At 61.4% G+C, this 21,119-nt stretch carries 16 protein-coding genes; 12 read left to right on the top strand and 4 right to left on the bottom strand.

Annotation, left to right across the window (positions count from 1 at the left end):
* Positions 1 to 51: 51 nt before the first annotated feature.
* From DZK26_RS08160 to DZK26_RS08130, 7 genes are all read left to right on the top strand, one after another.
* Entirely contained in the window at positions 52 to 1,296 is a 1,245-nt protein-coding gene (locus tag DZK26_RS08160) for an arginine deiminase family protein (protein ID WP_116897680.1), read from the top strand.
* 3 nt (positions 1,297 to 1,299) lie between these two features.
* Positions 1,300 to 2,229, top strand: coding sequence for a prenyltransferase (locus tag DZK26_RS08155; RefSeq protein ID WP_116897679.1), 930 nt, complete (start codon positions 1,300 to 1,302; stop codon positions 2,227 to 2,229).
* A 288-nt stretch (positions 2,230 to 2,517) separates the two neighbouring features.
* Positions 2,518 to 3,123 carry a NapC/NirT family cytochrome c gene (locus DZK26_RS08150; protein ID WP_116897678.1) on the top strand — a complete coding sequence of 202 codons (606 nt, stop codon included), beginning with the start codon at positions 2,518 to 2,520 and terminating at the stop codon, positions 3,121 to 3,123.
* Positions 3,124 to 3,375: 252 nt separating this feature from the next.
* Entirely contained in the window at positions 3,376 to 5,628 is a 2,253-nt protein-coding gene (locus DZK26_RS08145; RefSeq protein ID WP_181918317.1) for an OmcA/MtrC family decaheme c-type cytochrome, read from the top strand.
* Positions 5,629 to 5,719: 91 nt separating this feature from the next.
* Complete coding sequence (locus DZK26_RS08140) at positions 5,720 to 6,694, top strand: DmsE family decaheme c-type cytochrome (protein WP_147306618.1); 975 nt, start codon at positions 5,720 to 5,722, stop codon at positions 6,692 to 6,694.
* Between the two features lie 20 nt (positions 6,695 to 6,714).
* Positions 6,715 to 8,862 (top strand): MtrB/PioB family decaheme-associated outer membrane protein, encoded by a 2,148-nt coding sequence (locus tag DZK26_RS08135; RefSeq protein ID WP_116897675.1) that lies wholly within the window; start codon positions 6,715 to 6,717, stop codon positions 8,860 to 8,862.
* An 82-nt stretch (positions 8,863 to 8,944) separates the two neighbouring features.
* Complete coding sequence (locus DZK26_RS08130) at positions 8,945 to 9,577, top strand: c-type cytochrome (RefSeq protein WP_181918316.1); 633 nt, start codon at positions 8,945 to 8,947, stop codon at positions 9,575 to 9,577.
* Positions 9,578 to 9,704: 127 nt separating this feature from the next.
* Here DZK26_RS08130 and DZK26_RS08125 read toward each other — a convergent pair whose 3' ends face one another.
* Together DZK26_RS08125 and DZK26_RS08120 are read right to left on the bottom strand one after the other, a co-directional pair.
* Entirely contained in the window at positions 9,705 to 10,082 is a 378-nt protein-coding gene (locus DZK26_RS08125) for a cytochrome b5-like heme/steroid binding domain-containing protein (RefSeq protein WP_116897673.1), read from the bottom strand.
* Entirely contained in the window at positions 10,079 to 11,389 is a 1,311-nt protein-coding gene (locus DZK26_RS08120) for a ferric reductase-like transmembrane domain-containing protein (RefSeq protein ID WP_116897672.1), read from the bottom strand. The genes DZK26_RS08125 and DZK26_RS08120 overlap by 4 nt, the downstream gene beginning before the upstream one ends.
* 373 nt (positions 11,390 to 11,762) lie before the next feature.
* On the opposite strand from DZK26_RS08120, the gene DZK26_RS08115 reads away from it, so the two are divergent.
* Positions 11,763 to 12,800, top strand: coding sequence for a DUF1611 domain-containing protein (locus DZK26_RS08115; protein WP_116897671.1), 1,038 nt, complete (start codon positions 11,763 to 11,765; stop codon positions 12,798 to 12,800).
* 36 nt (positions 12,801 to 12,836) lie between these two features.
* On the opposite strand, the gene DZK26_RS08110 is transcribed toward DZK26_RS08115, so the two are convergent.
* Complete coding sequence (locus DZK26_RS08110; protein WP_116897670.1) at positions 12,837 to 13,469, bottom strand: lysozyme-like domain containing protein; 633 nt, start codon at positions 13,467 to 13,469, stop codon at positions 12,837 to 12,839.
* 95 nt (positions 13,470 to 13,564) lie between these two features.
* Between DZK26_RS08110 and DZK26_RS08105 the strand changes: the two genes are divergently transcribed.
* The 4 genes from DZK26_RS08105 (at position 13,565) to DZK26_RS08090 (ending at position 18,884) form a co-directional block, all read left to right on the top strand.
* A complete protein-coding gene (locus tag DZK26_RS08105) occupies positions 13,565 to 15,244 on the top strand; it encodes an AarF/ABC1/UbiB kinase family protein (protein WP_116897669.1) in 1,680 nt (559 codons plus the stop codon).
* A gap of 78 nt (positions 15,245 to 15,322) precedes the next feature.
* Complete coding sequence (locus DZK26_RS08100) at positions 15,323 to 15,706, top strand: DUF6394 family protein (RefSeq protein WP_116897668.1); 384 nt, start codon at positions 15,323 to 15,325, stop codon at positions 15,704 to 15,706.
* 15 nt (positions 15,707 to 15,721) lie between these two features.
* The gene (locus DZK26_RS08095) at positions 15,722 to 17,416 is read left to right on the top strand and encodes an NAD-binding protein (protein WP_116897667.1); all 1,695 of its coding nucleotides are present in this window, start codon (positions 15,722 to 15,724) and stop codon (positions 17,414 to 17,416) included.
* Positions 17,417 to 17,453: 37 nt separating this feature from the next.
* Entirely contained in the window at positions 17,454 to 18,884 is a 1,431-nt protein-coding gene (locus tag DZK26_RS08090; RefSeq protein WP_116897666.1) for a pyridoxal-dependent decarboxylase, read from the top strand.
* Positions 18,885 to 19,030: 146 nt separating this feature from the next.
* Here the strand turns inward: DZK26_RS08090 and DZK26_RS08085 are convergent, their stop codons facing one another.
* Positions 19,031 to 21,088, bottom strand: a complete 2,058-nt coding sequence (locus DZK26_RS08085; RefSeq protein WP_116897665.1) for a M13 family metallopeptidase — start codon at positions 21,086 to 21,088, stop codon at positions 19,031 to 19,033.
* Positions 21,089 to 21,119 lie beyond the last annotated feature (31 nt).

Below are 21,119 nucleotides of genomic sequence, written 5' to 3'. Positions count from 1 at the left end.
CCATGGATCGGTTGCGTATAATCGGGCCTCTTTCGAAATACCGGCCAGTTCATGTCCATTGATATCAACGTCAATTCCGAGATCGGTCCGCTCAAGAGCGTGGTTGTCCACTCGCCGGGCCAGGAAATCGAGAACATGACGCCGCAGACGGCGGCCGAAGTGCTCTACGACGATATTCTCAATCTCGAGCTGGCTACCGGCGAGCACCGGCAACTCAAGGGTGTGCTTGAAAAGGTGTGCCACACGATCGAGTTGCACGACCTGCTGGTGGAGGTGCTCGAGGACGGCCGGGTGTGCGAGGCCCTGGTGCAGGCCATGTGCGATCTGTTCGACTCCCCCGAGGTGCGCGACGAACTGCTGGCGCTGCCGGCCGAGGCCCTGGCCCGGCAGCTTGTCGAGGGCACCCCCAAGAAGCCGATCAGTCTCGAAAAGTACCTCAGTCCGTCGCGCTGGGCCATTCCGCCGCTGCCCAATACCTTTTTCACGCGTGACGCGACGATGTGCGTCAATGATCGCATCATCATCGGCTCCATGGCTTTTCGTGCGCGCACCGCCGAGGCGCTGCTGCTCAAGGCCGTTTTCAAGTATCACCCGGACTTTCATTCCTCCGGGTTCTATTTCGACGGCACCGAAAACCGCAACTCGGAAGTCACGATCGAGGGCGGCGACCTGCTGGTGATCCGCAAGGATCTCGCCGTCATCGGCTGCAGCGAGCGAACCTCCCTGGCCGGCATCGATCAGCTGATGCGATCGATCGCCTCGCAGGGGCCGATCAGCAATTTCATCGTCGTCGAGATTCCCAAGACGCGGGCGACGATCCATCTCGACATGATCTTCACCATGGTCGACCACGACAAGTGCGTGGTCTTTCCGCCGCTGATTACCGGGCCCAGCCGCTCGCGTGCCTTTCACTGTGCGTTCAACGGCGGCCCGGACGCGACGATTACCGAGTATCGCGACGTGCTTGGCGCGTTGTCGGCCCTGGGCATCGATCTGGCGCCGATCAATTGCGGTGGCGAGCAGGAATTCCATCAGGAGCGCGAGCAGTGGGCGAGCGGCGCCAACTTCTTCGCCTTCGGCCCGGGCCAGATCCTGGGTTACCGGCATAATCGCTATACCCTCGAGGCGCTCGACCGGGCCGGTTTCAGCGTGATCGATGCCCCCGAACTGATCGAGGGCGGACGTCGCATCGAAGCCGACGATCGCGTGGTCGTGACCATCGGTGGCGCCGAACTCTCGCGCGGCGGCGGCGGCTGCCGTTGCATGACGATGCCGGTGTGCCGGCAGGATCTGTAACGGATGGCGAACGGAGGAACCGACGTGATGGGCCGGGAACGGTTGCAGGGGGCATGGCTGGCGACCCGGCCACAGTTCGTTCTGGCCAGTGTGGTGCCAGCCCTGATCGGACAGGGCACGGCCGTTTACGATGGCGCCTCCTACGATCCGGTCGCCGGAACATTGACGATTATCGGTGTCATGGCCATCCACGCCGGCGCCAATGCCTTCAACGATTGTCACGATCTGGGCAGCGACAGTATCAACCGCGACCATATCTCGCCGTTCAGTGGCGGCAGCCGCGTGCTTCAGCGTGGTCTCCTGAGCCTGCCTCAACAGCGAGTTCTTGCCCTTGTGCTGCTCGCCCTGGGGGCGCTTTGCGGATTGTGGCTCCTGCGGGCGGCTGGTGCCGGCCTGCTCTGGCTCGGTGCCGGCGGAATGTTTCTCGCCTGGGCTTATTCGGCGCCACCGTTGCGGCTGAGCGCGCGCGGTCTGGGTGAACTGACCGTGGGGGCAGCTTTCGGCATCCTGGTCCCGTTGGGCAGCTACATGGTCATGACCGGTGAGGCGGCCTGGACAGCGGTTGCGGCCGGTCTGCCATATGCCCTGTTGATCTCGGCGGTTCTGATCGCGGCGCAGTTTCCCGACCGTTTGGCGGATGAGCGCTCCGGCAAGCGCAACTGGATCGTTCGGCTCGGTCCGGAGAAGGGCCGTGTGCTCTACCTTGCCGTGGTCGTGCTGGCCTGGACCAGTCTGATGGCCATGGTCGGTTTGTCGGCGATGCCGGCGCTTGTCCTGATCGCTCTGCCGGCCGGTGTGTTCTCGCTGCTGGCGCTGCGTTCGCTGTGGGCCGGGCACGACAGCGCGCAGCTCAAGGCGGCCGTCCAGAACACCATCGCTGCGGCACTGGCCGGCGGTCTGGCGATCTCTCTCGGACTGATCATCGCCGCCTGAGGGGCCGGCTCCTCAACGCCTTGCCACGAATAATCCTTGTGTGTAAAGTGGCACAGGGGCCAGGCACCCGCAGTCCGGTAGGGGAATCGGACGCTGGCTGTGTAACTGGTCCGAGAAGCAGGGATACGGCCATGCCTAAATCGAGATATTTTGATCTATATCAACATGCATCACCTGCAGACTTGGCAGGCTGTGATCCAGAGCGGAAATCACCTTGATTGAGCCTGCGATCGGTCCACTGGATCGACAGATGCCGGCCAGCGGGGCACCAGGGACCAGGAGACCTACATGCCAGACAACGAGAATAACGACCGCCCGGGGATATTTCGACGTACATGGCGGGCGTTCAGTAGCCCGAGCAGCCGTTACGCCTTCGGCACACTTCTGATCGGCGGGATCATCATCGGCATAATCGCCTGGTCGGGTTTCAATTCCGTCATCGCGTATACCAGCACCAACGAATTCTGTAGTACTGCCTGCCACGAAATGGAATCGTTCGTCTACCCCGACTACACCGAATCCCACCATTTCTCCAATCGCAGTGGCGTGCGCGCCAAGTGCAAGGACTGCCACATTCCCAAGGCCTTCTTCCCCAAGATGGCGACCAAGATCCGCGCCGGTCTGGTCGAGGTGCCCGGACACCTGATGGGCAAGATCGATACCCAGGAAAAGTTCGACGCACACAAGCTCGAGATGGCCGAACGGGTGTGGGCGCGTCTGGAAGAAAGCGATTCGCGTGAATGCCGCAGCTGCCACAGCTACGAGGCGATGTCGGAAGACCTGCAGGATCGCCAGGCCCAGCGCCGACATTCGGCCGAATACCGGGAAGCAACGGGCAGGACCTGCATCAATTGCCACAAGGGCGTTGCCCACGAGCTGCCCGAGGATATGTGATCGGTGGTTGAAACAACTTTAATGGAAGGAAGGAGAGCGAAGATGCACGACTATCCGAATTTGAGAACCGCACGACGTTGCGGCGTGATTCTTGCGGGGTTGATGCTGGGGGCTCTTCTTGTGCCCGCCTCCTTCGCTGCTGACAAGAGTGATGAAGATCTAAGCAGGTTCTTTGAATCGATGCCGCCCGAAATTGCCGAGAGATTCGGTAATGGGAACAGTATTGGAAACAGCGAGCTCGAATCGCATGAAGTGAAGACAAGACCGGCGCCGGAGCACCTCTTTCCGGTCATTACGGGCGCGAGTCTGGATGGAGAGCCGGTCATCGACTTCCGGGTTGTCGACGAATTCGGCCTGGGCATTGACGGGCTGGAGCAGGGTGAAAACGTCAGTTTCAGCTTTACCGTCAACAAACTGATCCCCGGCAGCAACGGAGAGACCCGGAACTGGTCGACTTATGTGCGTGCCGATGATGAAGGTGTGGAAGCCGTGCAGGGGAGCACCTATTCGAACGGCATGCTCGAAGATCTGGGCGATGGTGACTATCGGTTCACCTTCGACCAGGATCTCGAGAGCATATCCGAGGTGGTGTTTGAACCCACGCTGACGCATCGAGTGGGTATGGAAATTCGCGACGCCGAGGTCTTCGGTGAAGAGGTGGCGGGCAGCGATACCACTTTTGACATTCAGCCATCGACCGGCGATACAAGCGGCATCGAGCAGCGCAAGCTCATCACGCAGGAAGACTGCGCATCCTGTCACGGCAGCGAGGAGTTCGCCTTTCACGGCGGGCCTCGGCAGCACGTCGACCAGTGCGTTTCCTGTCACCAGCCGGATTCGTTCGACGGTGGCACCGGCAGTAACATGGAATTCTCGGTGATGATTCACAAGATTCACTTCGGCGAGAATCTCACCCAGCCCTATGAGTTCTGTGGTTACGGCTGCGAGAATTTCGGTTCGCCGCCGCAGGACTTCAGCCATGTGGCGTTTCCGCAGGATGTGCGTAACTGCGCGAGCTGCCATGATCCCGACAATCCCGAAACGCCGCAGGCCGACTGGGTCGACAATCGGGCGACCGCCGAAGTCTGCGCTTCCTGCCACGATGATCTGGCGTTTGATGAAAGCGGCTTGACCAATGCCAACCGCAACCACATCGGTCTGGCCCAGCCGAACGACACCTGTGTCGCATGCCATTCCGAGACCGGATTCCTGCAGGGCAATCTCGCCTATCACGTGATCGATTCCCAGGCGGCCGCCCGGCGGATCGCCTACAACATTCTGGACATCTCCAACACGGCCGAAGGTCAATCACCGGTGGTGACATTCTCGATTACCGATCCGACCAACGACGATGCACCGTACGATATCGCCAGCGATCCCGAGTTCACCGGCAGTGCCACCAGTGTCAACATGGATATCGCCTGGCCGAATGCCGACTACACCAATGTCGCCGACGGCCAGGGTACGAGCGTGACCGGTCGGCCGGTTGCCCAACCGGCCAGTGTCCCCCTGTCCGATGGTAGCGGTACGCTGCCAATGGGTGTGACCGACAACGGTGACGGCACCTACACGGTCGACACGTCGGCGATTGCTTCGCCAGTGAGTATTCCCATCACTACTGACGGTCTGGGTTCCGGCACGGTGGTCCTTGAGGGTCATCCGGCCGGTGACTTCGACCACGATGGTGCCTATGACGACAACATTCCGGTGACCTCGGCCACGAAGGCATTTGCGATCAACGATGCCGAAGCGATGCCCCGGCGCATGGTCGTCGATATGGCCAAGTGCCAGGACTGTCACGGTGAAAACGACGGGCTGGCTTTCCACGGCGGCAACCGCACCGACAATCCGCAAGCCTGCGTGGCCTGCCACAACCCGAACGCGACCGATCTGTTCAGGCGACCGATCGATCCCGACGGAATGGTCAATGGCGAGAACCTTGAAGCTGCAGATTTTCTCGAAGACAACACCGTCGACTTCAAGTACATGATTCATGCCATTCACGGTAGCGCGGCGCGCGAGATGCCGTATGTCGCGTACGGTTTTGGTGGTACACCGCACGACTACGGCCATGTCGGCTATCCGCGCTCGCCGGCCGAATGCCAGGCCTGCCACATGGAAGATACCTACAACCTTCCGCTCGGCGACAACGTGCTGGCGACGACGCTGAGTTCCAATGCCACGGTCATCGCGGGAAGCCGCTTCGGTGCCACGGGATATGCGCCGGATGATGCGGCCGCGTCCGACCCGACCATCGACAATAACGCTAGTGCGGCGGCAGCGGTGTGCTCGTCTTGCCATGACTCCGAAGTGGCGACGACCCACATGTCCGTGCGCAGTGACAGCGGGTTCTCCTTCGGCAATGCGTTCCTGCTGAACCCCGATCCGTTCTCCGATCCGGATACGCAGGCAAAAATCGACATGGCCGGCCCGGAGAACTGCAGCTTCTGCCACGGCGCTGACGGGTTCGTTTCGGTGGAAGAAGCACACGGTCTGGACGACTAACGGATAGAGCGTGACTGCCGACCTGCCGGCCTCGAGCCGGCAGGTCGGATGTTCAAGAGCGGGCAAACCGTCGATATTCAGGAGACAGGGATTGGCTAATTGCCGGAGATTTTTTGAGTTTGCCTTTGCCGGCGTCATCTTGCTGGCGGGTGTCGTCGGCCTGGCGATGTTCGGTCCGGTTGGAGCGGCCGAGGAGGGGGAGGATGATGCAGAACCTCTTCCCGCCTATACCAGCGATGGTGCGGACTCCTGCCTGAGCTGCCACGGGGACGAGGAAAGCGCTCATTTGATGGCCATCTTCGAAGGGCCGCACGGCGTCGAGGCCGATGAGCGGACACCGTTCGGAGGCAACCAGTGCGAGGCGTGCCACGGCCCCGGCGGCGACCATGCCGGCCGTGTGCGCTTTGGCCAGGAACGGCCACCGATGCCCGCTTTCGGGCCCAATTCTCCGTGGTCGCAAGCGCGCGAGAACGAGACCTGCCTTGGATGCCACCGCGAACAGCAACACGATTGGGACGGAGGCGTACACGAATCGCAGAAACTGGCTTGCACCGATTGCCACAGCGTTCACACGCGACGCGATCCGGTAACCGTGACATCGAGCCAGCCCCAGGTATGCATGGACTGCCATGTCGAACAGCGTGCCGAAGTCCACCGTGCATACGGGCATCCGATTCGCTTTGGCGAAATGGCTTGCACCGACTGTCACGAACCTCACGGGGGCCTCAACGAAGCCATGCTGGACAGCCCGACGATCAACCAGAATTGCTTCCAGTGTCACGCGGAAATGCGCGGACCGTTTCTGTGGGAGCATGCCCCGGTTACCGAGGACTGCACGACCTGCCATCAGCCGCATGGCTCGAACAATCCGGATCTGCTGACGCGGCGTGCACCGCTGCTCTGTCAGCAGTGCCACTCGCGAATGGGTCACCCCAGCATCGGGCGAACGGGCGATGACCTTCCGTCCGGCCAGCCGTCCAACTTCCTGATGTCGGGCAGCTGCCTGAGCTGCCATTCACAGGTGCACGGATCGAATCATCCTTCAGGAGCCATCCTGAACCGTTAACCGGAGCGTGGAGAGCAGTCATGACAGCCAGTCAACGCCATCGGAGGTTTCAAGTCAGGGCCGTCGCCTTCATCGGTTTCCTTCTGATGGGTATGTCGGTTTCGGGCCAGGACCGGGCTACGTCGCAGGAAGAAGAGGAGTCGGAGTCGACTGGACCCGATACCAGTGAGTGGATTTGTGAGGATTGTCCGTTCGTTTATGGCCTGAGCGGTTCCGTGCTGCTGGGAGCCGGCTATGTCTCCGATGACCTGTTCGATTTCGGCAACTATCGTGGCCTGGAACAGGAGGGTGTCTATGGAGCGGCCGGCGTCGATTTACGCTATCGCACGGAGGATGCTCGCTACCTGGATTTATATGGAGAACGGCTCGGCCTCGATAGCCGCACGCTGTCGGTCGAGGGCGGACGGCAGGGCAGCTACAGTGTGAGTCTCGATTACGACGAAACGCCCTATCTCGATACGAGTGATACCCGGACGATATTCGAGGGGGCAGGCACGGCGAATCAGACGTTGCCCGCCGACTGGGTCCGCGGCGGCACGACGGATGAAATGACGGCACTCGCCGGCAGCCTGCACGGCGTCGATATCCGGCACAAGCGGAAAACGCTCGGGCTGGCTTTGGAAGTGAACCGCAAGAGCCCGTGGCGGTATCGCGTGGATGTGCAGCAGACCCGCAAGGAAGGCAACCTGATTCGGGGTGGGAGCTTTATCTTTCGGGCCGCCGAACTGGCATCACCCGTCGATTACGAAACCACCCGGGTTGAGGCGGCGGTCGGCTATGTCAGGGACCGCTGGCAGCTGGAAGCGGCCTATCACCTCTCGCGTTTCGACAATGACAACCGGTCGGTGCGTTGGCAGAATCCCTTTGCCGGAATCAATGGGGCCGATCTGGGCGAACTGGCGCAGCCACCCGAGAACCAGTTTCACCAGTTCATGCTTTCCGGGTCCTGGCGTTATTCGAAGTGGTTGATGCTTTCCGGGCACGTGGCTGTCGGCCGAAGCGAGCAGGACGAGCAGTTCCTGGCGCCGACACTCAATACGAGCCTGGCAAACCCGAGTTTGCCCCGAAGCGATCTCGACGGGCGTGTGGATACGCAGATAGCGAACTTGCGGGCCACGAGCAACCTGACCGACCGGCTCCGGGCCAAGCTGCAGTTCCGCTACGATGAGCGCGACAACAAGACCCCTGTCGATTCATTCGTCCAGGTCGTTTCGGACACGTTCGTGATGGACGAACGTGCCTACGAGCCGTACAGTTACGAACGGACCAGCATGAATGCAACGCTCGACTATCGCGTGGCCTCGGACTTGAAGGTAACAGCCTCGGCGACACACAAGGGAATGGAGCGTAGTCTGCAGGAGGTCGAGAACACGGATACCAATCTCTATTCCTTCAAGATACGGGCGACGCCCGTGTCCCGCCTGAACGTGAATGTGAAAGCCAGTCGTGAGGAGCGCAACAACGATCTCGATCCGGCTCGTCTCGGCCCGCAGGTCAATCCCAGCCTGCGACGCTTCCATTTCGCGGAAAAGGACCGGGATGCACTGCGCTTCGTCGCTGACTATGCCCTGCGCGAGAACGTGGCTGCCAGCCTGTTCGCCGAGTTTGCCGACGAGGAATTTTCCGATACCGAAATCGGTCTCAGTGACGGACGGGCCAGAAGCTATGGCCTGGACGTTTCAGCCACCTTTTCCAGTGACATCACCGCGCATGCGTTCGTGGCCTTCGAGTCGCTGGACGCGACTATTCTCGGGGCCGACAACATCGAAGACGCCCCCTGGGAAGCCCGGCAGAGTGACGACTTCCGCACGGCCGGCATTGGCTTGAATTTCGGCGATCTCCCGGGCAAGTGGGTGGAAGGCAGGCTGGATTTCACCTACGCATCGGCCGATGGAGATATCGAGGTCCAAAAGCGCGGTTCGGCACCCCCGTTTCCGACGCTGGAAACCAGCCGCATGACACTGGAAGCTTCTGCAGAGCGTGAGCTCGGAGAACGCCTTAACCTGCGTTTCGGCTATCTTGTCGGCAAACTCACTGAAGACGATTTCTTCCGCGATGACGTTGCGCCGGATACGGTGCCGACCCTGTTGAGTCTGGGGCAGCGACCGCTGGACGGCACAGTGCATGTTTTCAACGTGATGCTGCGCTACCGGTTTTCGGCTGATTGAGTAAAGCCCCACGGCTTTCAGTGGTAAAATAAGTCTTACACACTCCGATATGGCGTGTGACCCAAAATTTGGAGGAGGTCTCATGAGAAGCATGTTCAGTCATTCAGTGAAGTTCGCCCTCGCTACGGTTTTCCTCGCCGGAGCAGGCGTAACCATGGCCGAAGCGCCGGATTCAGTGGAATCCTGTACTTCCTGTCATGGCAAGGATGGCATCAGCGATGACAGCACGGTTCCGATCATTGCCGGGGCCTCGGATTATTTTCTGGAGAACCAGCTTGCGATTTTTGCGGCCGAAGCCAGGCCGTGTGCTGATTCCTACTTCGAGGAAGAGGCCGAGGATGGCGCCGAAAACCACTGTGCGCTGGCCGACGCAATGTCGGAGGATGAGCAGATCGAGGCCGCCGGCCACTATGCGTCCCAGCCTTTCTCTCCGGCCGAACAGGAAGTCGACGAGGAACTGGTGAGCCAGGGCGCTTCCATTCACGAGGCCAAATGTGATCGTTGCCATACCGATGCCGGGGCTCTGGCACTTGACGATGCCGGAATTCTGGCCGGCCAGTGGAAGCACTACCTGATGCATCAGTTCAAGTACTACCGTGATGAAGAGCGCTGGCAGCCGGAAAAGATGGCGCCCGAAATGGCGGATCTCAGTGACGAGGATATGAAGGCGCTGGCGGAATACTATGCCAGCGAGGGTCCCAAGCGCTTCGATTGAGGCCGTAAGGACTCCCTGGAATCGGCGGCCAGTCCGCCGTCGACCGTCATCCAAGCCCGCATTACGCCACGGGCCCAATGGTGAACAGACCGCCCGGTCGCTCTTTTGCGGCCGGGCGGTTTGCATTTCATTCTTCTTCGGAAAGCTCCCCGATCAGATAGTCCTCCATGGCGCGCCAGGCACGCTGAGAGTGATTTCTGCCATAACCCTTGGTCTTCATGCCCTCGGTGGCTTCGCTGCCGCACCAGGGTTCGAGGACTGAAGGTTCGGTCGGATGGCGCTCGATGTAATCGGTGAAGTCATAGACCTTGCCCTCGATCGCCATCCAGCAATCATCGAGTGTGTCGTGGCGCGCCACTTCAGCGAGGGTGTAGGTGTCTGGGGAGTGTGCCTGCGGGGGCGGGTGTCCGGAATCGGTACCGGACAGTGAATCGAGCAGCACGATCGTGAACACGCATGCCCAGAATGCCACGAAGGCGGTATAGACCGGTTTTTTCAGGCTCATAGCAGTTCGAACTCTTCGGAGTGAATACTCGAGACCGGTATCCCGGCCGCTCGGGCATGCTGGACGACGAGGTCCTTGAGCGGTCGCGGACCGCACACATGCAGCAACCGCTGTGCCATGTCCGGACAGACTTTTTCGATGTATTCGCGCGTGATGGGGCCCTCGCGGTAGAAGTGATGGAAATTCAGCCTGAATCCCGACAGGCTGGATGCCAGGGAGCGCAACTCCTGCCCGTACAATTCACGCGCCTCGTCCTGGACACAGAAAATCAGGCATGCATCGGCAGGCTTCCCAAGTTGCTTCAGAAGACGCATGCGGGCCAGGAACGGGGTGATCCCGATGCCGCCAGCGACCCACAATTCCGGATCCGTCACGGCGCGCGGATTGGGAAAAAAGCGGCCGTACGGACCCTCGATCGTTGCATGCGCACCTTCCCGGATCGACTGGATCGCCCGGCTGGCGTCTCCCAGGTCCTTGATCGCGATGCGCAATGCGGGCTCCAGGGGCGACGAGGAAAGCGTATAGGGATGCTCCTCGCCATACCCGGCTTCGAGACCGGGGTCGTATGGGGCTAGGTAGACGAAATTGCCCGCCTCGTGTGCGAACTTGCCGTGTTCGGGGCTCAGTGTCAGTTCGACGACGTTATTGGCCACCCGCTCGACTTTGCTGACCCGGCAGCCCCGTCGCCCGATTCGGCGCGAAAACACGAAGCGCCACGTCACGGCGCCGAGGGCCACCATCGCGAATACCGACCAGACCGTGATGTTGAGCCATTGGGGAAGGCCGCGCGAGAGCCAGAAGCCGTGGATCAGTGCCAGCGCCACGGCCGGCCCGGCCAGGCGATGAAGCTTCTTCCAGCGTTCGAAACGGGGGTGGCCGAAGAACGAGAAGCTAGGGGCAAGAAAGAGCATCATCAGAATCAGTGCTGCCCAGCCGCTCCAGCTGGCCAGGTCGGACAGGGGCGGGAAGAGCATTGTTCTGGCGGCGTACAGGCTGGTAGTGCCCGCCGAGAAAGCCAGCAGGAGGGGATGAGCCAGCAGCAGAATGAGCGACCCTGCCCCGAGGAAGTGATGAGTGCGCCAAAGGCGCGTGAGTCCGCCGAATGGCCGATCGACACCCGGGATGCGCGCGCTCAGTATCGCCGCCATCAACAGCATCGCCAGGCCCGCCACGCCCGCCAGTCGGCCGATGGTATTGAGGGCCGACCCCATCGATGAGAGATCCCCGGGGGCAAGCGTCGCCAGGAACAAAAGCGACGGTAGCAGGGCGACCAGCCAGACGAGGCGGTGCGCGGTTCCAGCTGACATGAATCCCCTCACGAGAACAATCCGAGACTCGGTCAATGTATCAGAGTCGGCGTTGTCCGGTCGTGCCGTGTGGGGTGGGGCGACATTGATTCGTTGACGGGACTGGCGCCATGGATCCGACCTGGTTTCAGGGCTTCAAGCCTGCATCCGGACCGCAGATCGGCGCATGACGAAAGGCCCCTTCGGTCGCCTCTTGTTGCCCGGTATTTTCCTGCAGTCGGTGCTGATCGGCAGCGGGTAACGCCATGTTCGCGGGGACAATCTAGGTTGGCTACAATCTTGCTGTATTCATGGATGGGGTATCTGTAATCGCAATGTTCGCCTTGCCGCTCATGACCGTGGGGCTGTTTCGTATCGTCAGGAGAAGATCGGCATGATCGACACCAAGCCAGCCGCCCCGAATGCGCTGCCCACACCCTATCTGCTGTTTCTGGGCGATGTGACCGAAACGGGATTTGCCAAGACGGCATTCGCGCTGCGTGACTGGGCGCCGGATTCATGTACCGGGGAGTATGTACTGCCTGGCGGAAAGGTGAGTACGGGTCTGCAGCCGATGACGCCGGCCCAGGCCGCCTCGCAGGGAGCAAGATCCCTTCTGATCGGTGTGGCCAGTCCGGGCGGGATCATACCGGCAAGCTGGTATCCGGCCCTGTTCGATGCGCTCGACGCCGGGCTGGATATTGTCAATGGCCTGCACACGAAGCTGTCATCCGTTCCGAAACTGCACTCCGCCGCGCAAGATCACGGCCGACGGTTGATCGAATTGCGCCGGCCGCCGGAGGGTATTCCGTCCGGCACCGGCACCCGGCGCGGTGGCAAGCGATTGTTGACCGTCGGTACCGATTGCGCCATTGGAAAAAAATACACCGCGCTTTCCCTTGCGCAGGCCATGTCGCGTCGTGGCATGTTGGTCGATTTTCGTGCGACGGGGCAGACCGGCATCATGATTGCCGGCAGTGGCATTCCCGTGGACGCGGTCGTTTCGGATTTCATCTCCGGTGCGGCGGAAACGCTCAGCCCGGATGCACCCGACGAACACTGGGACGTGATCGAAGGGCAGGGCACGCTGGTCCACCCGGCCTTTGCCGCGGTATCCATGGGGTTGCTGCATGGCAGTCAGCCCGATGTGTTCGTGATCTGCCACGAGCCCGGCCGCAAGCATCTGGTTGGTTATCCCGACTTTCCGACCCCGACGATCGAGGAGATTATCGACCTGACCGTGCGTCTGGGGCGATACACCAATCCGGCCATTCGCTGTGCCGGTGTGGCGATGAATACGTCAGCACTGAGCGAGGACGCGGCGTATCGACTGCTGGCGGCCGAAAGCAACCGCCTCGGGTTGGCGGTCGCTGATCCAGTGCGGGGTGGGCAGGCTTTTGAATCGCTCGTATCCGCTTGTATCAGCGATTAAAAGTGGTCATTCCGCCGTCTGCGTGCACCTGGACGCTCAGCGGCAGAAGGGCCAGACCTTCCACCAGGCCGAACAGCGGAACTTCTCTTCGCACGCGGGCAGTTGCCGGGCATAACGCTCGGAGCGTTCGGCGACTTCGCGGGCGGTTTTCCGAACCTTGGGCTTGTCGCGCCAGCTGCCGCGTTCGTAGCCGGTTCGGCCCTCGTGATAGGCGAGATAGAGCTTGTACGCGTCGTTTCGGCGGATGCCGAGCTGCCGGTGGCTGGTGTAGTTGTACCACCCGATGAAATCAAGCGCATCGGCCATGTCGGCACGACTGGTGAACCAGGACGAGCGGCCCGTCATTTCGAGATATTCCTGCCAGGCCGGATCCTGGGCCTGGGCATAGCCGGATGCCGAGGAGGGTCGTCGCCAGGGAATGAAGCCCAGTAGTTTCGTGCGTGCCGGTTTTACCCGCGCCCTGAATGACGACTCGCGCTGGACAATGGCCATCTGCACGGCGATCGGCACCCCCCAGCGGCGCTCGCTTTTGTAGGCATGATCGTACCAGCCCGGTTCCTGCTCGAAGATCTCGCACAGGTTGTTCTGCTTCTGGGGTGGCGTCGTCGCACATCCGGAGAGGACATATGCCGAAACGGCGATCAGCACAAGTCGGGCGAGCAAATTCATGCGTCTGATTCTACTCGGACAGGGAATCCGAGTCAGCAAGACGAGTATCGTTTTGATGCGCTATTCTGAGTGCCTACTTGAATCGAGTGGACAACATGCTCTGGCAGGCATTGAGCGCAGCACGTGACATCGGACGGATGCAGGATATTGCATCCGTCCTGATTCGCTACGGTTTCGGCGACATCGTGCAGCGCGTCGGCATGGCCGGCGCGCTGAGACGTGCCGGCAAGGTGCTGCATTGGAAGGAAGGCGAGGAGCTGGCGCGCCTGAGCCCGCCCGAGCGGGTCCGTCGCGTGCTGGAGGAACTCGGGCCCACTTTCGTCAAGCTCGGCCAGGTGCTGGCCACTCGAGTCGACCTGTTCGCACCGGAATGGCTGAACGAATTCGGCAAGCTCCAGGATCATGCACCGGCAGTCGAATGGGAGAAGATCGAGGCCCAGCTCATCGAGGATCTCGGCGCGCCACCCGAGGAAGTCTTCAAGAATATCGAGCGTGAGCCGTTGGCGGCGGCTTCGCTCGCCCAGGTGCATCGTGCCTGGCTCGAGGACGGCACGCCCGTTGTCCTGAAAGTTCGGCGGCCCGGCATCAAGTCGGTGATCGAGGCGGATCTGCGACTGCTCAGGCGGCTGGCGGAGATTCTCGAGTCGGAGACGAACGAACTGAGGCATTACCGTCCGCGTCTGTTGCTGCGGCAGTTCGCACGTTCCCTGCGCCTGGAACTGGATTTCGTGGCCGAGTGCCGCAACGCCGAGCGCATCGCGGACACGCTCGAGCCGGATTCCGGCATCGTCGTTCCCAATGTTTTCTGGGAATGGAGCGGCGAGCGGCTGAATGTACAGGACTGCCTGGAAGGCATACCCGGCCGGGATCTCGAAGCGGTCGACGAGGCTGGTCTCGACCGTCACGAGATCGCCGTGCGCGGCACGCGGGCGATTCTGCTGATGATCCTCGAAGAAGGGTTCTTCCATGCCGATCCGCATCCCGGCAATATCCTGTACCTGCCGGACAACCATATCGGCCTGCTCGATTTCGGCATGGTCGGGCGCCTTTCGGAGCAACGCCGCCACGAGGTCGCCGAACTGCTGCACGGCCTGGTTTCACGCGATGCGGAAGGTGCGGCTGGCATCCTGCTGGCGTGGAGCGAGGATGACAAGGTCTCCGAGGCGAGGCTCGGCGAGGACGTGGAGGAATTCATCGAGCACTACCACGGCGTTCCACTACAGCAGCTGGACCTGTCGGCGATGATCGGTGATATCACGGGGGTGCTGCGCCAGCACCATTTGATCCTGCCGCCTGACCTGGTGCTTATGTTCAAGGCCTTTCTCACACTCGAAGGCATGGGCCGGCGCCTGGAGCCGGAGTTCGACATGGCCGGTGAAGCCGCTCCCATCATCGAGGAAGTGCTGCAGCGCCACTACTCGCCCGCCAACCTGGCGCGGCGCATGCGCAAGAGCGCGATGCAGACGCTGCGCCTGCTCGGGGACCTGCCGGCCGATCTCAGTCGCTTGTTGCGCAATGCAAGCAAGGGCCGCATCGAGGTGCACGTTGACATCCGTTCGCTCAAGGAGGTCAGCAACCAGCTTGATCAGGCGGCCAGCCGCCTGACGCTGGGCATCGTGACGGCGGCACTGATCATCGGTTCGGCCATCGTGATGAACGTGCAGGCGGGCCAGCAGGCCTTCGGGCTGCCACTTCTGGGCTTGCTGGGATTCGTCGGGGCTGCGCTCGGCGGTGTCTGGTTGCTGGTGTCGATCTGGCGGAGCGGCAAGGATTAGAGGCTCCCTATGAATTGACCGTCCGGGTTGGGTCGGCTAACGTGCAGACTGTACTCGCTGATTGGTTGGGGATCGCCCATGAATCCTGAGAAAGTCGTATTCGCATTTTTCATCCTGCTGGCACTGACGCTCAACTTCGGCTTCTTTATCGGCGAGATGGACAATCCCGACCATCACAACGCCTACGAATTGTTCGCCGCCATTGCCGTCAGCCTGATCGCCACGGTGATGAAAATGGGTGAACGTACGCATATCGGTGCAGTGCTGCTGGCCTCCAGCCTTGTGGCCGACTTGCAGCTTCTCGCTGCCGCTCTGGTCTGGGGTGTGGCCGTCCACGTCACTGATGCCGGGCTTACGCCGGCTGTGATGGCCTCGGTGGTTTCGCTTTCCGGTGGCGCATTGTTGGCCAACATAGTGTCCACGGTGGTGGTGTTAATCGAAACCAACCGCTTCCGCCGCTGAATCGGAGCGCCGGTGATGAATACACCGCTGTCACTCCTGTTCCAGCGCATGCGGGTTCCGCTGGTCGTTCTGATCGGTGCCTATGCCGTCGCTACGCTCGGTTTCACCCTCATTCCCGGCTACGACGACAGCGGCGAGCCGTGGACCATGAATTTCCTTCACGCTTTCTACGTCGTCAGCTATACCGGGAGCACCATCGGATTCGGTGAAATTCCGGCCGAGTTCAGCGATGGCCAGCGCATGTGGGCGCTGCTCTGCATCTACATGACGGTTTTCGCCTGGCTGTTCGCCATCGGCAGCCTTGTGGGCCTCGTCCGTGACGATGCTTTTCATGAAGCCCTGGGACGGCGCCAACTGCAGCGGACCATTCGCGGCATTCGCGCTCCGTTCTACCTCATTTGCGGTTATGGCGGCGCCGGCAGCATGCTTGTCGACAATCTGGTCAAAAGCAGTCGTCGTGTAGTGGTGGTTGACCGTTCGGCAGACGCCATTCGCGATCTCCAGTTGCAAGACTACAACGTGCAGGTGCCGGGCTTCAGGCTCGATGCTTCCGTGCCTGAGAGCCTGATCAAGGCTGGCCTGCAGAACCGCTGGTGTGCCGGGCTACTGGCCCTGACCGATAGCGACGAAACCAACCTCAAGATCGCGCTGGCCGGTCGCCTGCTCAATCAAAAAGTATCGGTCGCCGCTCGGGCCGACTCGGCCGCCACGAGCCGGAACATGATTTCTTTCGAGACCGGATTCGTTATCCGACCGGCGGAGGAGTTCGCGCAACGGGCCACGCTGGCGGTTACGCGCCCGCAGGCCTATCAGCTCTATGAGCGGCTGTCGGAGGCCGGCGCACGGCAGAAGTGGGAATCGGATGCCCGTCTGGACGGCATCTGGCTGATCTGCGGCCAGGACGATTTTGGCCGCTTGCTGGCCGAGCAGCTTGAGCGGGAAGGGGTGGCTACACGCATCATTGCCGAAGACGGTGATCAAGCCGGCTGGCCCCGCGGCAGCATTTTCGGGCCCAGTTCGGAGGGCGATACACTGGAGCAGGCCGGCATTGGCGAGGTGACCGGATTGATCACCACCCATGCCAACGACGCCGAAAACCTGTCGACGATCATGACGGCATTGATGCTCAATCCCGAATTGCTGGTGATTGCACGTGAGAACCATCTTCACAATCGCCAATTGTTCGAGGAAGCCGGAACGCATCTGACGTGTTCGGTCAGCGGTATCGTCGCCTCGGCGATACGCCCGGTACTGGAAGCCCCGATGGTGCCGGCTTTCTTCGAGGCCATGCTCGGGCGTGACGAAGGCTGGAGTCGCGACTGCCTGAAGCGGATTCATGATCGGATCGGTGAAGAACGCGTGCAATACTGGAGTAGCAGAGTCAGTGAAAAGCGTACGCCACCGTTGGCTGAAATTATCGAATCCGGTGGAGAATTTACGGTCGGGATGCTGACGCTCGATCCTCGAGACCGAAATGAAAAGCTGGATGCCCTGGTTCTGATGATCGGGCGCGAAGACCATGTGCTCCTATTGCCGGATGAGGACGAGCCTCTGGCCATGGGTGACCGCATTTTGTTTTGCGGCACTCCGCACTCGGCAGAACTGATCTGGGCGGTAGCGGTCGATCCCGACGTGGTCCGCTACCTGCAGTCCGGTCACCCACGCCTGGCGAGTCGACCCTGGTGGTGGCGAACGGCGGCCTCACCGTAGCCGGTTTATATTCAGAGAACCACGGACTCAGGAATCAATGGACAGCAACGAGTTTCGTCGTCATGCCCATGCGCTGGTCGACTGGATGGCCGACTACATCGACACCATCGAGGAGCATCCCGTCAAGGCGCGTGTCGCACCGGGAGAGATCGCCGAACAGCTTCCGACCAAGGGTCCGCAAGCGGGCGAAGACATGGCTGCCATCCTCGCGGACTTCCGCGAGCTCGTCCTGCCCGGGATGACGCATTGGCAGCATCCCATGTTCATGGGCTATTTTCCGGCCAACAGTTCCTACCCTTCCGTGCTGGCGGAGATGTTGACCGCCACCCTGGGTGCGCAGTGCATGAGCTGGGAGACTTCCCCGGCTGCCGCCGAGCTGGAAGGCCGAGTCATGGAATGGCTACGTGACTGGCTTGGGCTGCCGGCGGACTTCGAGGGCGTGATCCAGGATACGGCCTCGACGGCGACTCTATGCGCGTTGTTAAGCGCCCGCGAGCGGGCGACCGGATTTCTCGTCAACGAGCACGGCTTTGCCGACCTGGATGAGCGGCGCTTTGCCATCTACTGTTCGACCGAGGCACACTCGTCGGTCGAGAAGGACGTCAAGATCGCCGGTTTCGGTTCAGCGGCACTCAGAAAGATTCCGGTCGATACCGATTTCGCCATGCGCCCGGAAGTATTGGCCGAACGGATCGAGTCCGATCTTGCTGAAGGAGTGGTTCCACTGTGTGTGATTGCTGCCCTGGGCACGACCAGTTCCACCGCGATCGATCCGATCGACGCCATCGGCGTGATCTGTGCCGAACACGGCACCTGGTTTCACGTGGATGCGGCCTATGCCGGTACGGCATTGCTGCTGCCCGAATTTCGATGGATGCTGGGCTCGGCCGGGAACGTCGATTCCTTCGTTGTCAATCCGCACAAGTGGATGGCCACGAATTTCGATTGCACGGCTTACTACGTGCGTGATGTCGACGCCCTGGTGCGAACTTTCGAGATCCAGCCGGAATACCTCAGGACCCGCGCAGATGATCAGGTGCGCAATTATCGCGATTGGGGCATCCAGCTCGGCCGGCGCTTCCGTGCGCTCAAGCTCTGGTTCGTGATGCGCTCGTTCGGCCTCGATGGTCTGCAGGCCATGCTGCGCCGGCATATCGAATACGGCCAGTGGCTGGCCGAGACCATCGACACCCATCCAGGCTTCGAGCGCCTGGCTCCGGCGCCGCTCAACTGCGTATGCTTTCGCTGGCTGCCGCCGGGAGGTGCGGACGAGGCTGTGATCGAGAAAGCCAACCAGCGCTTGTTGGCCAACATCCAGGACAGCGGCAAATTGTATCTGACGCATACCCGCCTGGATGGCCGCTACGCGCTGCGTATCGTTCCGGGCCAGACGCGCGTCGAGCGCTTTCACATCGAAGCAGCCTGGGCCCTGATCGAGGAAACGGCCAGGAATCTCGCAGTCGACTGAAGCACTGCAAAACCCGGAAGCCACGGAAAACACGGAGTTCACGGAACAACGATCGGTTAGCAGCAAATCCGCCTATTGGGGGGTGCTGGGCGTTCTCGTTAGTCTTTCCGTGTACATCCGTGTATTCCGTGGTTGAAAGGTCTTGATTACCAGATGCTGATGCGGTCTTCCGGCGCCAGATAGAGTTCGGCGTCCGAATCGACCCCGAAAGCTTTGTACCAGGCGTCGAGATTGCGAACGATGCCGTTGACGCGGTACTCGGCCGGGCTGTGTGAATCATTGATCAGCCGGTTGCGGAGGGATTCCTCGCTGGCCCACAGGTTGCGCCAGACCTGCGCCCAGGCCATGAAGAATCGCTGGTTGCCGGTGAAGCCGTCGAGTACCGGCGTCTCGCCGTCGGCGTGATCATCGAGATACATCCTGTAGGCGTGGTGGGCGATCGACAGGCCGCCGAGGTCGCCGATGTTTTCGCCCAGGGTCAGTTCACCGTTGATGTTCATGCCTTCGATCGGTTCGAAGCCGTTGTATTGCTCGACGAGCTTGCCGGTGCGCTGCTCGAACTGCTCGCGAGCGGTGTCGGTCCACCAGTTGCGTAGCACGCCGTCGGCATCTGAGCGTGAGCCCTGGTCGTCGAAACCGTGGCCCATTTCATGGCCGATGACGCCGCCGACGGCGCCGAAGTTGACGGCCGGATCGGCGTTGGGATCAAAGAACGGCGGCTGCAGGATGGCGGCCGGAAAGACGATTTCGTTGCGGGTGGGGTGATAGTAGGCGTTGACCGTCTGCGGCGTCATGCCCCACTCCCATTCACGTACCGGCTCGTCGAGCTTGGCGAGTTGATCGTTCCAGGACCATTCGCTGATCCGATGGCTGTTGCCGATCAGCTCGTCTGCGTTAATGGCCACGTCGGAGTAGTCGCGCCACTTTTCCGGATAGCCGATCTTGGGCAGGAAGGCCTCGAGCTTGCGGTGAGCCTCCTTGCGTGTTTCATCGTCCATCCAGGCCAGGGTGTCCAGGCGCTCGGCGAAAGCCCGGCGCAGGTACTCGACCAGTTCCATCATCTGTTCGCGGTAATCCGGCGGGAAGTGGCGCTCGACGTAGACCCGGCCGACCAGTTCGCCCAGGCGAGAGCTGACGAAGTTGATGCCGCGTTTTTCGCGCTCGCGCTGTTCATCGACGCCATCGAGGCGCTGTTCGAACAGATCGAAGTGGGCCTGCTGGTACTCGCTCGACAGCAACGGTGCGTGGTTGTTGATCCAGTGGAAAGCGTGCCAGGACGCCCAGTCTTCAGCCGGGGTGGCGGCGAATACTTCGCTGTTGGCGTAAATGGCCGTGTTGGTGGCCACGACCGCCTCCTCGATGCCGTCGAGATTGCGTTCGGCCAGGAAGGCCTGCCAGGGGAATTCCGGTGCGTTCTCGGCCAGTTCGGCCGGGCTCATGAGATTGTAGTTGGCCTGGCGATCGCGGGCCTCGACCCGGGTCCAGTGGTTCTCCGCCAGCTTCATTTCCAGCGCCAGCACGGCGTCGGCCCGCTCCTGGGCCTGGTCGATGCCGGCGCGCTTGAAGGTGGCGGCGATATAATCGCGGTAGGCCTGGCGATGACCCGGGAAGGGATCATCCTCGCGCGTGTAGTAGTCGCGGTCGGGCAGGCCCAGGCCGCCCTGGTAGAGATAGGCCAGGTAGCGATTGGGGTTGCCCTGGTCCAGGGTGACGAAAGACGCCACGATGGAATCCGTGCCCTGTCGTCCCATCCAGCGGGCGGCGGCCTCGTGCGAATCGATGGCCAGCAGCTTGTCCAGGGTTTCGCGGATCGGCGCCAGGCCCAGCGCTTCGATGCGATCGGTGTTCATGTAGCTGGCGTAGAGATCACCAACCTGCTGTGACGGGCTGCCCGGCTGCGGGTCGTTGTCGCCCAGGTCGCTGATGATGTCCTCGACGCGTTCCTCGGAGAGGATGCGCAGTTCGTTGAAGGCGCCCCAGCGCGAGAAGCCCTTCGGAATTTCCGTCGATTCCAGCCAGCCGGCGTTGACCCAGGTGAAGAAGTCGTCGCCGGGTTCGACCGATTCGCTGATATTGGCCGTGGCGATACCCCAGTCGCCCAGTGTGGCCTCGGGCGAGGTGGTGCCCCGGTCGTCGGCGTTTGCGTGCGCGCCGACCAGGCCCAGCAGGGCGGCGGCCGTCAGGCACTGATTCAGTTTTCTCATGCGGTTTCCCCGGTTGGTGGATTGTAAAACG

It is taken from the genome of Wenzhouxiangella sp. 15190 (assembly GCF_003417465.1).
GTDB lineage: Bacteria > Pseudomonadota > Gammaproteobacteria > Xanthomonadales > Wenzhouxiangellaceae > Wenzhouxiangella.
The sequence above is the reverse complement of the archived record's forward strand: the minus strand, read 5'-3'. Positions and strand labels throughout refer to the sequence as shown.

Excerpts from the sequence above, each read along its gene's own strand:
- DZK26_RS08160 (WP_116897680.1), top strand. The coding sequence starts at position 52 with ATGTCCATTGATATCAACGTCAATTCCGAGATCGGTCCGCTCAAGAGC.
- DZK26_RS08155 (WP_116897679.1), top strand. The coding sequence starts at position 1,300 with ATGGCGAACGGAGGAACCGACGTGATGGGCCGGGAACGGTTGCAGGGG.
- DZK26_RS08150 (WP_116897678.1), top strand. The coding sequence starts at position 2,518 with ATGCCAGACAACGAGAATAACGACCGCCCGGGGATATTTCGACGTACA.
- DZK26_RS08135 (WP_116897675.1), top strand. The coding sequence starts at position 6,715 with ATGACAGCCAGTCAACGCCATCGGAGGTTTCAAGTCAGGGCCGTCGCC.
- DZK26_RS08130 (WP_181918316.1), top strand. The coding sequence starts at position 8,945 with ATGAGAAGCATGTTCAGTCATTCAGTGAAGTTCGCCCTCGCTACGGTT.
- DZK26_RS08125 (WP_116897673.1), bottom strand. The coding sequence starts at position 10,082 with ATGAGCCTGAAAAAACCGGTCTATACCGCCTTCGTGGCATTCTGGGCA.
- DZK26_RS08120 (WP_116897672.1), bottom strand. The coding sequence starts at position 11,389 with ATGTCAGCTGGAACCGCGCACCGCCTCGTCTGGCTGGTCGCCCTGCTA.
- DZK26_RS08115 (WP_116897671.1), top strand. The coding sequence starts at position 11,763 with ATGATCGACACCAAGCCAGCCGCCCCGAATGCGCTGCCCACACCCTAT.
- DZK26_RS08110 (WP_116897670.1), bottom strand. The coding sequence starts at position 13,469 with ATGAATTTGCTCGCCCGACTTGTGCTGATCGCCGTTTCGGCATATGTC.
- DZK26_RS08105 (WP_116897669.1), top strand. The coding sequence starts at position 13,565 with ATGCTCTGGCAGGCATTGAGCGCAGCACGTGACATCGGACGGATGCAG.
- DZK26_RS08100 (WP_116897668.1), top strand. The coding sequence starts at position 15,323 with ATGAATCCTGAGAAAGTCGTATTCGCATTTTTCATCCTGCTGGCACTG.
- DZK26_RS08095 (WP_116897667.1), top strand. The coding sequence starts at position 15,722 with ATGAATACACCGCTGTCACTCCTGTTCCAGCGCATGCGGGTTCCGCTG.
- DZK26_RS08090 (WP_116897666.1), top strand. The coding sequence starts at position 17,454 with ATGGACAGCAACGAGTTTCGTCGTCATGCCCATGCGCTGGTCGACTGG.
- DZK26_RS08085 (WP_116897665.1), bottom strand. The coding sequence starts at position 21,088 with ATGAGAAAACTGAATCAGTGCCTGACGGCCGCCGCCCTGCTGGGCCTG.